Annotated in this window: 13 protein-coding genes; 3 read left to right on the top strand and 10 right to left on the bottom strand. The window is 67.2% G+C overall.

The window, feature by feature from the left end; all coding sequences use genetic code 11:
• Nucleotides 1-6 precede the first annotated feature (6 nt).
• The 7 genes from phoB to FO470_RS03745 form a co-directional block, all read right to left on the bottom strand.
• Nucleotides 7-708, bottom strand: a complete 702-nt coding sequence (gene phoB, locus FO470_RS03775) for a phosphate regulon transcriptional regulator PhoB (protein ID WP_144341565.1) — start codon at nt 706-708, stop codon at nt 7-9.
• A 37-nt stretch (nt 709-745) separates the two neighbouring features.
• Nucleotides 746-1,459, bottom strand: coding sequence for a phosphate signaling complex protein PhoU (phoU, locus tag FO470_RS03770; protein ID WP_144341564.1), 714 nt, complete (start codon nt 1,457-1,459; stop codon nt 746-748).
• Between the two features lie 25 nt (nt 1,460-1,484).
• Nucleotides 1,485-2,306, bottom strand: coding sequence for a phosphate ABC transporter ATP-binding protein PstB (gene pstB, locus FO470_RS03765; protein ID WP_144341563.1), 822 nt, complete (start codon nt 2,304-2,306; stop codon nt 1,485-1,487).
• Between the two features lie 8 nt (nt 2,307-2,314).
• Nucleotides 2,315-3,148, bottom strand: coding sequence for a phosphate ABC transporter permease PstA (gene pstA / locus FO470_RS03760; RefSeq protein WP_144341562.1), 834 nt, complete (start codon nt 3,146-3,148; stop codon nt 2,315-2,317).
• Between the two features lie 17 nt (nt 3,149-3,165).
• Complete coding sequence (gene pstC / locus FO470_RS03755; protein ID WP_144341561.1) at nt 3,166-4,143, bottom strand: phosphate ABC transporter permease subunit PstC; 978 nt, start codon at nt 4,141-4,143, stop codon at nt 3,166-3,168.
• A gap of 168 nt (nt 4,144-4,311) precedes the next feature.
• The gene (gene pstS, locus FO470_RS03750) at nt 4,312-5,352 is read right to left on the bottom strand and encodes a phosphate ABC transporter substrate-binding protein PstS (protein WP_144341560.1); all 1,041 of its coding nucleotides are present in this window, start codon (nt 5,350-5,352) and stop codon (nt 4,312-4,314) included.
• A 152-nt stretch (nt 5,353-5,504) separates the two neighbouring features.
• Nucleotides 5,505-6,815, bottom strand: a complete 1,311-nt coding sequence (locus tag FO470_RS03745) for an ATP-binding protein (protein WP_144341559.1) — start codon at nt 6,813-6,815, stop codon at nt 5,505-5,507.
• Between the two features lie 159 nt (nt 6,816-6,974).
• On the opposite strand from FO470_RS03745, the gene ppk2 reads away from it, so the two are divergent.
• Both ppk2 and FO470_RS03735 read left to right on the top strand, forming a co-directional pair.
• Nucleotides 6,975-8,039, top strand: a complete 1,065-nt coding sequence (gene ppk2 / locus FO470_RS03740) for a polyphosphate kinase 2 (RefSeq protein ID WP_186291820.1) — start codon at nt 6,975-6,977, stop codon at nt 8,037-8,039.
• 60 nt (nt 8,040-8,099) lie between these two features.
• The gene (locus tag FO470_RS03735) at nt 8,100-8,705 is read left to right on the top strand and encodes a hypothetical protein (protein ID WP_144341558.1); all 606 of its coding nucleotides are present in this window, start codon (nt 8,100-8,102) and stop codon (nt 8,703-8,705) included.
• Nucleotides 8,706-8,711: 6 nt separating this feature from the next.
• Here the strand turns inward: FO470_RS03735 and FO470_RS03730 are convergent, their stop codons facing one another.
• Together FO470_RS03730 and FO470_RS03725 are read right to left on the bottom strand one after the other, a co-directional pair.
• Nucleotides 8,712-9,800 (bottom strand): putative bifunctional lysylphosphatidylglycerol flippase/synthetase, encoded by a 1,089-nt coding sequence (locus FO470_RS03730; RefSeq protein WP_144341557.1) that lies wholly within the window; start codon nt 9,798-9,800, stop codon nt 8,712-8,714.
• Nucleotides 9,801-10,008: 208 nt separating this feature from the next.
• Nucleotides 10,009-11,892 (bottom strand): potassium transporter Kup, encoded by a 1,884-nt coding sequence (locus FO470_RS03725; RefSeq protein ID WP_186291819.1) that lies wholly within the window; start codon nt 11,890-11,892, stop codon nt 10,009-10,011.
• A gap of 544 nt (nt 11,893-12,436) precedes the next feature.
• Here FO470_RS03725 and FO470_RS03720 point away from each other — a divergent pair.
• Entirely contained in the window at nt 12,437-13,240 is an 804-nt protein-coding gene (locus FO470_RS03720) for a TetR/AcrR family transcriptional regulator (RefSeq protein WP_144341556.1), read from the top strand.
• Here the strand turns inward: FO470_RS03720 and FO470_RS03715 are convergent.
• Complete coding sequence (locus FO470_RS03715) at nt 13,180-14,052, bottom strand: NAD-dependent epimerase/dehydratase family protein (protein WP_144341555.1); 873 nt, start codon at nt 14,050-14,052, stop codon at nt 13,180-13,182. The genes FO470_RS03720 and FO470_RS03715 overlap by 61 nt on opposite strands.

The following is a 14,052-nucleotide window of genomic DNA, read 5'->3' as shown; positions in this document are numbered from 1 at the left end:
CGCACCTCAATGCGCGCGGGCAAACATCTCGTTGAAGGAATAGCCGGAGCCGCGCACGGTGCGGATCGGATCGGGCTGGCGCGGGCGGTTCAGCGCCTTGCGCAGGCGCCCGACATGCACGTCCACCGTGCGCTCGTCGATATAGACGTCCTGCCCCCAGACGCCGTCGAGCAATTGCTCGCGCGAGTAGACCCGTCCCGGCGACTGCATGAGGAATTCCAGCAGACGGAACTCGGTCGGACCGAGATGCAGCTCGCGTCCTGCCCTGTGGACACGTTTCGTCTCGCGGTCGAGCTCGATGTCGCCGGCGCGCAGCAACGTCGAGATGTGCTCTGGCTTTGCCCGCCGCAGCAGAGCACGCACGCGCGCCACCAGCTCGGGCACCGAGAAGGGCTTCACCACATAATCGTCCGCGCCAGTGGCGAGGCCGCGCACGCGCTCGGTCTCCTCGCCGCGGGCGGTGAGCATGAGGATGGGCATGCGCTCGGTCTCCGAGCGCGCGCGCAGGCGCCGGCACAGCTCGATGCCGGAAAGGCCGGGCAGCATCCAGTCGAGGATCAGGAGATCCGGCACGCTCTCGCGCAGCCGGGTCTCCGCCTCGTCGCCACGGCCGACGCTCTCCACCGAGTAGCCCTCGGATTCGAGGTTGTAGCGCAGGAGGAGGGTGAGGGGCTCCTCATCCTCCACGATCAGAATATTGGTCGGCATGGTCGCGTTCCCGATCGTTCGCAGGGCGCCGATGGCCTCAGGCCGGGAACGCCACGCTGGTCAGGCTGCTGGTGTCCTGCTTCGGGCGTTCCTCGGTAAGGAGCTGACCGGTGGCGAGGTAGTGCACGGTCTCGGCGATGTTGGTCGCGTGGTCGCCGATCCGCTCGATGTTCTTGGCGCAGAACAGCAGGTGCGTGCACAGCGAGATGTTGCGCGGGTCTTCCATCATGTAGGTGAGAAGCTCCCGGAACAGCGAGGTGTAGAGGATGTCGACCTCGCCATCGCGCTGCCAGACTTCCAGCGCCTTCGCGTCGTCGCGGCTGGCATAGGAATCCAGCACCACCTTGAGCTGCTCGAGCACGATGTTGGACATGTGCTCGACGCCGCGCACCAGCTTCTGCGGGTGGAACTCGCCGGTGAGCGCCAGGACGCGCTTGGCGGTGTTCTTGGCGAGATCGCCGATCCGCTCCAGATCGTTGGCGATGCGCATGGCGGCGACGATCTCGCGCAGGTCGCTGGCCAGCGGCTGGCGACGGGCGATGGTGAGAACCGCCTTCTCCTCGATCTCCCGCTGCAACAGGTCGACCGGGCCGTCGAGCACGATCACCTTCTGGGCGAGTTCGGTGTCACGCTTGACCAGCGCTTCCACGGAATCGGCGACCAGGCGCTCGGCCTGTCCGCCCATCTCGACCACGCTGCGGCCGATTTCCTTGAGGTCGGTGTCGAACGACGAGACGATATGTTCGGTCATGGGATCAGCCTCTCTCGTCGCCGGCTCAGCCGAAGCGGCCGGTGATGTAGTCGCGGGTCCGGGCCTCGCGCGGATTGGTGAAGATCTCGTTGGACGGGCCGACTTCGATCAGCTCGCCGAGATAGAAGAACGAGGTGATGTCGGCGCAGCGCGCCGCCTGCTGCATGTTGTGCGTCACGATGACGATGGTGAATTCCTGCTTCAGCTCGTCGATCAGGTCCTCGATCTTCGAGGTCGAGATCGGGTCGAGCGCCGAGGTCGGCTCATCGAGCAGGATCACTTCCGGGCGCACCGCGATGGTGCGAGCGATGCACAGGCGCTGCTGCTGGCCACCGGACATGCCGAGCGCCGAGGTGTGGAGACGGTCCTTGGTCTCCTCCCAGATCGCCGCCTTGCGCAGGCACCATTCGACGCGCTCGTCCATCGCCGCCTTGCCGAGGCTCTCGTGCAGCTTCACGCCGAAGGCGATGTTGTCGTAGATCGACATCGGGAACGGCGTCGGCTTCTGGAACACCATGCCGATGCGCGAGCGCACCACGGTGGAATCCAGCTGCTTGCCGAGCAGATCGGCGCCGTCGAGCAGGATCTTTCCTTCCGCGCGCTGCCCCGGATAGAGCTGGTACATGCGGTTGAAGATGCGCAGCAGTGTGGATTTGCCGCAGCCCGAGGGACCGATCATCGCGGTGACGCGCTTCTCGGGAATGTCGAAGTTGATGTTCTTCAGCGCGTGGTTGTCGCCGTAGTAGAAATTCAGCTTCTCGACCTTGAGCTTGGGCTCCGCCGACGGCGCGGTGGCGCGGTTCACGGCGGAGGCGATGTCGATCGACGTTTCAGGTGCGAAGTTCATGGTCCGTCTCACTTCATCTTCGCCAGGACGAGGCGGGAAAGGATGTTCAGGGTCAGAACCCCGACGGTGATGATGAGGGCGCCCGCCCAGGCGAGGGCGACCCAGTCCTCGAAGGGACTGGCGGCGTACTGGTAGATGGCGATCGGCAGGCTCGCCATCGGCGCGTTGAGGCTGATCGACCAGCCATTGTTGCCGAGCGAGGTGAAGAGCAGCGGCGCTGTCTCGCCGGCGGCGCGGGCGAGCGCCAGCAGGATGCCGGTGACGATGCCGGCGCGGGCCGCGCGCCAGGTCACGAAGGTGACGACCTTCCACTGCGGCGCGCCGAGCGCGAAGGCCGCCTCGCGCAGGCCGATCGGAACGAGGTTCAGCATGTCCTCGGTGGTGCGCACCACCACCGGGATGACGAGGATGGCCAGCGCGATCGAACCCGCCCAGCCCGAGAAGCCGCCGAAGGGGACGACGAGGAGCTGGTAGACGAACAGGCCGATGAGGATGGACGGCGCGGAAAGCAGCACGTCATTGACGAAGCGCACCGCATTGCCGACATGCGTGCCGCGTCCGTTCTCAGAGAGGAAGGTGCCGCACATCAGGCCGATCGGCGTGCCGATCACGAGCGCCACGCCGATCTGGATCAGCGAGCCGACGATGGCGTTGAGAAGACCGCCCCCCGCGCCGGGCGGCGCGGTGATCTTGGTGAAGACGTGCGGGCCGAGCGCGGGAAGGCCGCGCGAGAGCAGCGTCCAGAGGATCCAGGCGAGAAACACCAGCGAGAGCGCGGCAAAGCCGGTGGAGATGGCCTTGACGGCGTAGTCGGTGGCGCGGCGACGGGCGAGCGATGCCATTTTTCAAAAACCTCCGCTCAGCCCTTGAGCCGGGACCGGACGAGCAGACGCGACAGCGCCAGCACGATGAAGGAAATCACGAACAGGATGAAGCCGAGCTGCAGCAGCGCCTGGAGCTTCAGCGAGCCGATCGAGGCTTCGGGGAACTCGTTGGCGATGGTCGAGGCGATGGTAGCGCCCGGCGCGAAGAGCGAGGCCGACATGCGCGTGGCGTTGCCGATGACGAAGGTCACGGCCATGGTCTCGCCCAGCGCGCGGCCGAGGCCCAGCATGATGGCACCGACCATGGCGGTACGCCCGTAGGGAACCGAGACGTTGCGGTAGACCTCATAGGTGGTCGCGCCGACGCCGTAAGCGGATTCCTTCAGCATGGGCGGCACCGATTCCAGCACCTCGACGAACATCGCAGTGATGAAGGGCAGGATCATCAGCGCGAGGATCAGGCCGGCGGTGAGCATGCCGGCGCCCAGCGGCGGGCCCTGGAACAGCGCGCCGATCAGCGGGATCGGCCCAAGCCATTCGATCAGCGGCGGCTGCACATAGGTGGCGATCAGCGGCACGACGATGAAGAAGCCCCACATGCCGTAGATGATGGAGGGAACGGCGGCGAGGAGCTGGATCGCGACGCCGACCGGGCGGCGGAAGGGGCCGGGCGCGATCTCGGTCAGGAAGAAGGCGATGCCGAAGGACAGCGGCAGCGCCACGATCACGGCGATGATGGCGCTGAACAGGGTGCCGAACACCATGACGCCGGCGCCGAAGCGCTCGGTGACCGGGTTCCAGGCGGTGGACCAGAGGAAGCTGATGCCGAACTCGCGCAGGGCCGGCAGTCCGCCCTCGAAGAGCATGGCGATGATCAGGCCGAGCAGCAGCAGCACGAAGATGCCGCAGCCCCACAGGAGCCCGACGAAAATGGGATCGCTGACGCGGCCGGTCGGCTTGTGAGCGGTTGCGAGGCTCCGTGCCGCCTGCGTTCCGCTGAGAGTGGCGTCCATCTAAAGGGTCCTTCAGGCAGCTCCCGGGCCGCGCAAGCGGCCGCCGGGGCGGCAGGGCACATATGGGATCGCGGGCGTCGCTGGCGCGGGCGCCAGACTACTCGTCGGACGTTCGGACGAGAAGGGGCGGCCGTGTCGGCAGCCGCCCCTCCCTTTTTCCGTCGGCGATCAGTTGGTCCAGACGGCCTTGCCGTCGGCCTTCACTTCGCTCGCCCAGGCCTTGCGGACTTCCTCGACGACCGAGTCCGGCAGCGCGATGTAGTGCAGCTTCTCGGCGATGGCGTCGCCTTCCGCGCCGAAGGCCCAGTCGAAGAACTTGATGGCCTCGGCCGACTGGGCGGCATTGGTCGGGTTCTTCGGCAGCAGGATGTAGGTCGCGGAGGTGATCGGCCAGGCGCCTTCACCGGGGGTGTTGATCATCGAGGCGGCGAAGTTCTTCGCGCCCTTCCAGTCGGCGGCGGCCGCGGCCTCGACGAAAGCCTTGGTCTCGGGCTTCACGACCTTGCCGGCCTTGTTCACGAGGTCGGTGGTGGCGAGCTTGTTGGCCGCGGCGTAGATGAACTCGACGTAGCCGATGGCGCCCTTGGTGTTCTTCACGGTGCCGGCAATGCCTTCATTGCCCTTGGCGCCCGCGCCGGTCGGCCACTGCACCGAGGTGGCGGCGCCGACATTGGACTTCCAGTCCTCGCTCGTGGCGGCGAGGTAGGAGGTGAACACGAAGGAAGTGCCGGAGCTGTCCGAACGGTAGACCGGGACGATGGCGAGGTCGGGCAGCTTCTTGCCCTTGTTCAGCGCCTCGATCTTCGCGTCGTTCCACTTGGTGATCTTGCCCTGGTAGATGTCGGCGAGCACCGCGCCGTCGAGCACCAGGCCTTCGATGCCGTCGAGGTTGACGATGGCGACCACCGAACCGATCACGGTCGGGAACTGCAGCAGCGTGGCGGCCTCGAGCTTGTCGTCCTTCATCGGCGCGTCGGAGGCGCCGAAATCGACCGTGCGGTTGACGATCTGGTTCTGACCGCCGCCGGAACCGATGGACTGATAGTTCAGGCCGGTACCGGTCTTCTCCTTATAAGCGGCAGCCCAGGCCTGATAGACCGGGGCCGGGAAGGAGGCGCCAGCGCCATTGATGTCGGCCGCGAAGGCGGCGCCCGAAAAGACGGCGCCGAACGACAGCGCCGCAGCGCCGAGAATACGGGTGAATTTCAAGGGTCTTCTCCTTAGGTCGGGAGACCGGCTGCATCGCGGAAGACGCACCCGGATGCGCGATTGGCCGGCGGGCGAAGGGTTCACACGGGACTCTTAACGCCCGGGCACCAAGGTTCTATGACCCGGCGATGACGCCTTGATGACAGATCAAGCTATTGATCTGTCATCTGTTTTTGACCTGCCGACGAGGCGGCGGAAAGTCTTACCGAGAATGTCGAACCTTCGCCCGGCACACTCTCGATGCCGAGCTTACCACGATGGCGGGCCACGATGTGCTTGACGATGGCAAGACCGAGACCCGTGCCACCCTGCTCGCGCGAATGGGCGGTGTCGACGCGATAGAAGCGTTCCGTCAGACGCGGCACATGCTCGGGGGCGATGCCCGGGCCGTAGTCCCGCACGGAGACGACGACATCCGGCCCCTCGCGCACGATGCCGACCTCCACCCGTCCGCCCGCACCGCCATATTTCAGCGCGTTCTCCACCAGATTCTCGAAGACGCGGATCAACTCGTCCCGGTCGCCGCGCACATTGACCGGGGCCGGCGGATGATCGAAGGCGACCTCGACATCGCGTTCACGCCCAATGGGGCCGAGCGCGTCGCGCACATGACTGATGACGGAGACGAGATCGACCTCCGTCTCCGGCCGCAAATGGGCGTTGAGCTCGATCCGCGACAATGAGAGCAGGTCGTCGATAAGGCGCGACATGCGCCGCGCCTGCTCTCCCATGATCTTCAGGAAGCGCTCGCGGGCATTGGCATCGTTGCGCGCCGGGCCCTGCAAGGTCTCGATGAAGCCGGAGAGCGAGGCAAGCGGGGTGCGCAGCTCGTGGCTGGCATTGGCGATGAAGTCCACCCGCATCTGCTCGACGCGCCTCTGCGGCGTCAGGTCGATGAAGCCGAGCAGCACCGCCTCGGTAGGGGCGCCGTCGCGCAGCAGCCCCGGCCGGATCGGCACGATGTCGGCGCGCAGCAGGCGGTCGATCGGCACGCGCTCCGCAAACTCGATCCGGCGGGCGACGCCGTCGGCGGTGGCGGCGCGGATCGCCTCCAACACCTCCGGCACGCGCACGGCGAAGGAGACCGGATCGCCCACCCGCACGCTGGCCAGCAGCCCGACCGCAGCGGCATTGGCGGCAACGACCGTACCGCGCGCGTCGAGCAGCAGGGCAGCCTCCGGCAAGGCGCGCACGAGCGCGGGCAGCCGCTCGTCGGCGCGCGGGGGCGCCTTCGGCTCGCCGGCAAAGCGCGCAAGGGCGGCGGCGACGGGACGCCTGCGCGCCGGAAGTACCGCGGCGCCGGCAATGAGCGCGCCGATCACGAAGGCCGTGCCCGGCTCGATCGCGTCGGCCCACGCCGCGCCCCCAAGGCCCAACGCGGCGGCGCCGAGAATCCAGCGCGCGCCGACGAGGCGCTCGCGCAACGTATCCTCCGCCAGACGGCTTGCATCACCCAGGGCCATGGCCAACGTTTCCTGCCGAACGTTTCCCGCGAAGCGTTTCATTGGATATGCTGCCTCCGCGCCGCGTGCAAAAGGCCCGGAAATGGGTTCCGGGCTTGGGCACGCGAATCGAGGAAAGGCGGCACGTCTTTCCTTATGTTACAGTTGAGAGGCTTCCATATGACGAAGAAGCCGGCCAAGGCGGCAACGAAATCCCAAGCGAAGGCGGTCGCGAAGGCCGTCGCGAAATCAGCCGCCAAATCGGACACCACGTCCGGCGCGAAATCGGAAAAGAAATCCCGTTCCGCAAAGGTGGACAGAGCCGGGCAGGCCGCCGTCAAGCCTGCGCCCGGCAAACCCATCTCGGCAAAGGCGGGCCGCACCGAGGAACAGCTGGCGAAGGCCATCGCCTCCTTCGCCGTGGATGCTCCGGAGCTTTCCCCTCTCATTGCCGCCCGCGCCTATCGCAGCGGCGGCTATCCCTATAGCGACCGGCCCAAGCGCAAGGTCTACGAGAAGGAACTGCACGGACTGCAGATCGAGCTGCTCAAGCTGCAGGAATGGGTGAAATCGACCCACGAGCGGGTGGCGATCGTGTTCGAAGGGCGCGATGCCGCCGGCAAGGGCGGCACGATCCTCCGCTTCACCCAGCATCTCAATCCGCGTTTCGTACGCATCGTGGCGCTCGACAAGCCGAGCAGCGTCGAAGCCGGGCAGTGGTACTTCCAACGTTATGTGGCGCACCTGCCGCCGCGTGGCGAGATCGCGATCTTCGACCGGTCCTGGTACAACCGGGCCGTCATCGAGCCGGTGATGGGCTTCTGCACGCCACAGGAAACCGCGCATTTCCTGGAGCAGGTGCCCACCTTCGAGAAGATGCTGATCGACGACGGCATCCGGCTGTTCAAGATCTGGCTCGACATCGGCCGCGAAATGCAGCTCAAGCGCCTGTACGAGCGCCACATCGACCCGCTCAAGCGCTGGAAGCTGTCACCGGTCGACCTGGCCGCGCCGGCCCGCTGGGATGCCATTTCGGCCGCGCGCGACGCGATGATCGGCGCCACGCACGCGCCGGTCCCTTGGTCCGTCGTCCGCGCCAACGACAAAATGAGGGCGCGACTCGGTGTCATACGTCAAATACTCGCCCAAATTCCGTATGAGGGCAGAGACGACAGGCTGGTCGGCGTTCCCGATCCGGCCATCGTGCTCGACGGGCGTGAGTTCCTCGAACGACCGTCCGCCTGAACGCGGAGGCCGGGGCGCGATGCGGATCGCGGTTCCGGCCTGATAAGGTGGGCAAGAAGAATGCGCAGCTTGAACGTTGCCGCGTGGATGCTCGGCGTCGGGATGTCGATTGATATCGGCGTTGCCGGTGCGGAGCCTCTGCCGCTGCCGGCTACGGACTACCGGGCGAAGGCGAAGGCGCCGCAGGGCGTGGAAATGCAGGTGGCCCACCACGGCAGGCGCCTGCGCCTCGACATTTCCAACGCCAACGTACCCGGCCTCATGACCAGCCTGGTCAATCTCGACACCAGCAGCATGCTGGTGATGGTCAACCTGCCCGGCATGGAGGGCGTTGCCATCGAGATGGCGCTGCCACCCGGCCACCCCTTCTCCAGCGAGGCCCGCAACGGCACGCGGACCGGCACCGACCAGGTCGCCGGCGAGACGTGCGATCTCTGGCGTATCGAAAGCAAGGCGCTGAAGGCCCCGGTGGACAGCTGCATCACCGCCGACGGCATCGTGTTGCGGAACGAGACGACCATGGAGGGCAAGAAGGTCGTGCTCTTCGAAGTCACCGAACTGGAGCGCGTGCCGCAGGATCCCGGGCGTTTCGAGCTGCCCAAGGGCGTGCGCACCACAAAGCTGCCGCCCGGGATGAAGAGCCTGCTGCCCAGCCTCGGACGCTAGCCTCCGTTAGCCGGCAGCGCGGCGGCGCTCGGTATCCTCAGCCGGCACGTCGGCCTCCGCCGGCTCCGGCTCGATCACCGGAAGGGCCGCGAGCGGCTCGGGAGAGATGCCCTTCCGGGCGGCAAGGCGGCGGCGGCTGAGCAGGAGTTCCCGCGCGCCCATGATGATCAGCGCCAGCGCAAAGGGCGTCACGTAATAGAGCAGGCGCAGGAGCAGCAGGGCACCCAGCAGCGGTTCGGTCTCGAACTGCGGCAACGCCACGAGCATGGCGGCATCGAACACGCCGAGCCCGCCCGGCGCGTGGCTGGCAAAGCCGAGCAGCGTCGCGGAGATGAACACCACGCCGAGCGCGATCGGATCGATGAAGGGCTGCTCGGGCATCAGCACGTACATCGCCGCCGCGCAGAAGGACAGGTCGATGATGCCGATGACGATCTGCAGCAGCGTCAGCTTCGAGCCCGGCAGCGTGACGGTCCAGTGCCCCTCGCCGACCCCGATCCGGCGCGGCTTGATGCCCACCCACACGACATAGGCCGCGAGACTGGCCAGCAGCGCGAGGCCGATCAGCCGGTTCACCCAGGGCGGCAGCTGGTCGACCGCGCTCGCCGCCCAAGGCTCGACCGAGATGCCGAGGCCCAGAATGGCGATGTTGCCGAGCCAGAAGGTGAGGCCGGTGATGAAGCAGAGCTTGGCGACATCCACCGCGCCCAGCCCGTGCGCCGAATAGATCCGGTAGCGCACCGTGCCGCCGGTGAAGGCGGAGAAGCCGATATTGTGGCCGATGGAATAGGAGGTGAAGGAGGCCAGCGCCGCCACCCGATAGGGCACATGCGGCTTGCCGATGGTCCGCAGCGCGAACCAGTCATAGAAAGTGAGGGTGAAATAGGCGCCGGCGACGAACAGCGCGGCAAGCGCGATGCGCCACGGGTCCGTATCGGTCAGCGCATCCAGAACCTCGGCGGGCCGGATGTTGCGCAGCATCTCGTAGAGGACGGTGACCGCGACGCCGATGATGACGAGGCTGGCGATGAGACCGAGCGTGTGCCAGCCGATGCGCTCGCGCAGCCAGCCGGGAAGCAGCTTCAGTCCACTCATCGCACACCCGTCCTCCTGTCGCACCCGTCCGTGCAGCCCTAGCAGACCCGAACGGCTTTCGGAACACATTCCGGCCATGATCGGCGCATTGCCGCACCTCGCTCGTGCGGCACCGGCATGCGGACGGCGACGCCCGGCTTGTTCCGCCAGATAGAGGCGAGGGCAAGGCCGTTCCAGCACGCTCGCGCGGGCGTGATGAGCCGGGCGTCTACAGCCTTACCGGATAGCCGATCTCGATGGTGCGCGGACGCGGCAGGCCGAAGCGGTCGACCGAGCGTTCGGCGTTGCGCGCGAGGAAGGCGAAGACATGGGCGAGCACGTCGCGCACGCCGCGTATGTCGTCGGGTGGCATCACACGCTCATGGCCGATTACATAGACCGCCTCGTCGGGATCGACGCCCTGGGCGTAGAGCGCCGGGCCGAGCACCGCGGGCACGTCGATCTGCTGCATGTAGCCGAAGCGCACGTCGACGCGGATATGGGTGGCATCGAGCGGCAGCACGCGTACCCGCTCGTCCACCGCCACGCGCGGACGCGAGGCGATCCACACCGAGACGATCACGGCCTTGTCGAACTGGATGTTCAGGAGTTCGGACAGGCGGCCCAGGGCCACCGGCGTGACGGCACCGCCGCGCGACAGGAAGATCGCGGTGCGCGGGCTGATGGCGCAGTTCGGCGGGCGGCCTCGGGCGACGAAATCCTCCAGCGGCTCGGTGAAGCGGCGCTGCTGGATGCCCAGCCCCTCGAGCCCGCGCCGCCACGACACCATCACCACCAGCACCATGCTGGCGATGGCCACCGGCAGCCAGCCGCCGTCGTGCAGCTTGGTGAGATTGGCGGTGGCGAAGGAGAGGTCGATGACCGCGAGGCCGCCGGCAAGCCCGATCAGCGCCGGCAACGGCCAGTTCCAGCTGCGCCGCACATAGGCGACGAACAGGATGGTGGTCGCCACCATCGCCATCGCCACGGCGATACCGTAGGCCGAGGCAAGGCGGTCGGAGGAGCCGAAGGAAACCACGATCGCCGCGCAGGCGACCATCATGATCCAGTTCAACCGGCCGACATAGATATGCTGCTCGTTGCGCTCGCTGGTGTAGCGGATGCGCATCGGCGGCAGGTAGCCGAGCTCGATGGCCTGCTTGGCCAGCGAGAACACGCCTGTGATGATGGCCTGCGAGGCGATGACCGTGGCGCAGGTGGCGAGGATCAGCAGCGGCACCTCGAAGGCGTCCGGCGACAGGTCGTAGAACGGATTGCGCACCGATTCCCGGTGGACCAGCACATTCGCGCCCTGGCCGTAATAGTTCAGCAGCAGCGCCGGCATGGCCACGAAGAGCCAGGCGCGGGTGATGACCGGGCGGCCGAAATGCCCGAGGTCGGCATAGAGGGCCTCGCCGCCGGTGATGGCAAGGAAGGCCGCGCCCAGTATGGCGCCGGCCAGCAGCGGATGATCGACCAGCAGGAACAGGCCGTGGCGTGGATCGAGCGCCGCCAGCACCTCCGGTGCCTGCACGATGCCGTGCACGCCGAGCGCGCCGAGCGAGATGAACCAGACCAGCATCACCGGCCCGTAGAGCGCCCCGATGCGATCCGTGCCGGCGCGCTGGGAAATGAAGACGACCAGGATGACCAGCACCGTGACCGCCACGATCCAGTGGTCGAGCGCCGGCGCGATCACCTCCAGGCCCTCGATCGCGGACAGCACGGAGATCGCCGGGGTGAGCACGCCGTCGCCGATCAGCATGGCCGCGCCGACGAGGCCCGCCACCAGCAGGAAGAGGCGGCGGCGCGTGGCCGAGCGGTGCAGATCGAGCAGGGTGACGAGCGCGAGAATACCGCCTTCGCCATCATTGTCGGCCCGCAGCACCAGCATGACGTATTTGAGGGTAACGGAGAGAATGATCGCCCAGGTGATGAGCGAGAGCAGCCCCAGCACGTCCGTGTCGGTCACGCCGAGCCCGCCGACGGCGAGCAGGCCCTGCTTGAAGGCGTAGAGAGGGCTGGTGCCGATATCGCCGAAGACGACGCCGAGCGCGGCGATCTCGGCGGCAAAGGGCACGGCGCGGCGGCCGGCGACGCGATGCTCAGCCATGATGCGTCCCGCCGCACCCGCGAAGGACGGCGACAGCCCGGCAGATGGAACCATCCGGGTTCCGGTCAAAGGCGAGATGTGCCGCGGGGCGACAAGTCACGGACAGAAGTGACGCGATGGAAGGTGGCATGGCCGGGTTCGCGCTGGGACCGCCGGAGGCTCCGGCACCGCAGCAATACTCTGGCGAGGCGGGAACGCCAAGCGCAGACTCCCGGCCGCCGGCCGCGACCGGCCCGGATGCACCGAATTCGACGTGCAATCGGAAAGGAAAGACGAGGGAGGAGGATTGGGGGGCGGATTAACCCTCCTCCCTCTACCAACTGCCGATGGCTGTTCAAAGGCTTGCGGGTTCCTTCGAACTCGGGCGGTCGGTGGAGTTGGATGAATATCGATTTCCATGGAACCAATCAATAAAAACCGAACGGTTCGGTCAAAATTTTCCGACAGCTCCGGCGGAGGGTGCCATTGCCAGAGCGGACCGCATGATCCAGACTGTAGACACAATCTGAAATCACTAGCTTCCACACGGACTTGGGATCCCAGCATGTCTTCGTTTCCGAACGTTGCTCGCCAGCAGCCGGCGCCGCGCGCTCCGGGCAATTGGTGCGCGCGGCCGGAACCGCTCCCCCTGGCGTCTTCCGGCCACGTCAAGGAAAAGCGGTGGCAGATTCTGCGGGGCGCCCGCGAGGTCTTTCTCTCCAGCGGCTTCGACGGCGCCAGCATGGGCGAGATCGCCCGCGTGGCTGGCGTCTCCAAGGGCACGCTCTACGTCTATTTCGCCTCGAAGGAGGAGCTGTTCGCCGCGCTGGTGACCGAGGAGTGCAAGAGAACGGCGGAAGCCTGCTTCGACCTCGATCCGGATGCCGACGTGCGCGAGGCGCTCACCGCGACGGGGCATTCCTACATCCGGGCGATGCTCGAACCCGGCCATATCCGCACCGTCCGCATGGTCATCGGCGTCGCCGAGAAACTGCCGGAGATCGGCCGCGCCTATGTGCAGGCCGGCCAGGAGGCCGGGGTCAGCCGGCTGACGGAATGGCTCAGCATCAAGGATGCGCGGGGCGAACTGGCCATCAACGACGTCGAGCTGGCCGCCTGGCAGTTCATGATCGGCTGTCACGCCATGCTGGTCATGCCGATGATCTTCGGCGACGAGACCCAGCCGGATGCGGCGAGCATCGAGCGGGTCGTCAACCACGCGGTCGATTCGTTCCTCAGCGCTTTCGCCCGCCGGCGGCGCAGCACGGATGTCGTGGAGGCCACCCTGCCGGCAGAGCTCCCGGATGCTCAGCGCCCAGCCGTTTCCGCGGAAGCCGCGCCGAAAAGCGCCGCCAATCCCTCCCGATAGGTCGGGTAGAGCAGCACGCCGCCGATGAGCGCGTGCAGGCGGGCATTGCGCACCCGGCGATTATCCGCCCAGAACGACTGCGCCATCGCCGACATGTGGGTCGCCGCCCTCTCGAACGGTTCGGCCTCGGGAGCCGGCGCCCCCAGCAGTTCGGCCGCAAAACGCACCGGCGCGCAGGATGCCGAGGGCTCGTCGTCGACGACATTCACAACACCATCGAAACCCTGCGCCGCGGCGGCGAGGATCGTGGCGGCGATGTCGTCGACATGGATGCGATTGAACATCTGCCCGTCGCGTTCGATGCAGCGGGCCGTACCGGCGGCGACGTCGAGCAGCGCGTTGCGCCCCGGCCCGTAAATGCCGCCCAACCGCAGGATAGCTGCCGGTCGTCCGGCCGCGCGCCCGGTGGCACGCCATTGCGCCTCGGCATCGATGCGCCGGCGCGCCCGCGGTGCGGTCGCCCGCAGCGGCGCCTCCTCGTCGATCCAGGCCCCACCGGAATCGCCATAAACCCCGATGGTCGAGAGATAGACCAGCGCGCCCTTGCGCCCGGACTGCTCCAGCGCGGCTCCGAGCGGACCGAGAAACGGGTCGCCGTCGTCGCCCGGCGCCGCGGAGGCAAGCACGATGTCAGCCGATCGCACGGCGTCGATCAGCGCCGGCGAGGGCATGCCCTCGAACCGGACCATCTCCATACCGGTGCAGGGCGACCCGTCGCGGCTGGTGCCGATGCGGCGCCCGAAGGCGGCCCCGTGCAAGGCGACGAAGCGCCGGGCGCAATAACCGTAGCCAAGACAGAGCAGCGTCTTCAC

Origin of the sequence: Ancylobacter moscoviensis, from assembly GCF_007559435.1 — a bacterium.
GTDB lineage: Bacteria > Pseudomonadota > Alphaproteobacteria > Rhizobiales > Xanthobacteraceae > Ancylobacter > Ancylobacter moscoviensis.
The sequence above is the reverse complement of the archived record's forward strand: the minus strand, read 5'-3'. Positions and strand labels throughout refer to the sequence as shown.

Coding starts and splice junctions, on each gene's coding strand:
- phoB (WP_144341565.1), bottom strand. CDS start 708: ATGCCGACCAATATTCTGATCGTGGAGGATGAGGAGCCCCTCACCCTC.
- phoU (WP_144341564.1), bottom strand. CDS start 1,459: ATGACCGAACATATCGTCTCGTCGTTCGACACCGACCTCAAGGAAATC.
- pstB (WP_144341563.1), bottom strand. CDS start 2,306: ATGAACTTCGCACCTGAAACGTCGATCGACATCGCCTCCGCCGTGAAC.
- pstA (WP_144341562.1), bottom strand. CDS start 3,148: ATGGCATCGCTCGCCCGTCGCCGCGCCACCGACTACGCCGTCAAGGCC.
- pstC (WP_144341561.1), bottom strand. CDS start 4,143: ATGGACGCCACTCTCAGCGGAACGCAGGCGGCACGGAGCCTCGCAACC.
- FO470_RS03745 (WP_144341559.1), bottom strand. CDS start 6,815: ATGGCCCTGGGTGATGCAAGCCGTCTGGCGGAGGATACGTTGCGCGAG.
- ppk2 (WP_186291820.1), top strand. CDS start 6,975: ATGACGAAGAAGCCGGCCAAGGCGGCAACGAAATCCCAAGCGAAGGCG.
- FO470_RS03735 (WP_144341558.1), top strand. CDS start 8,100: ATGCGCAGCTTGAACGTTGCCGCGTGGATGCTCGGCGTCGGGATGTCG.
- FO470_RS03730 (WP_144341557.1), bottom strand. CDS start 9,800: ATGAGTGGACTGAAGCTGCTTCCCGGCTGGCTGCGCGAGCGCATCGGC.
- FO470_RS03725 (WP_186291819.1), bottom strand. CDS start 11,892: ATGGCTGAGCATCGCGTCGCCGGCCGCCGCGCCGTGCCCTTTGCCGCC.
- FO470_RS03720 (WP_144341556.1), top strand. CDS start 12,437: ATGTCTTCGTTTCCGAACGTTGCTCGCCAGCAGCCGGCGCCGCGCGCT.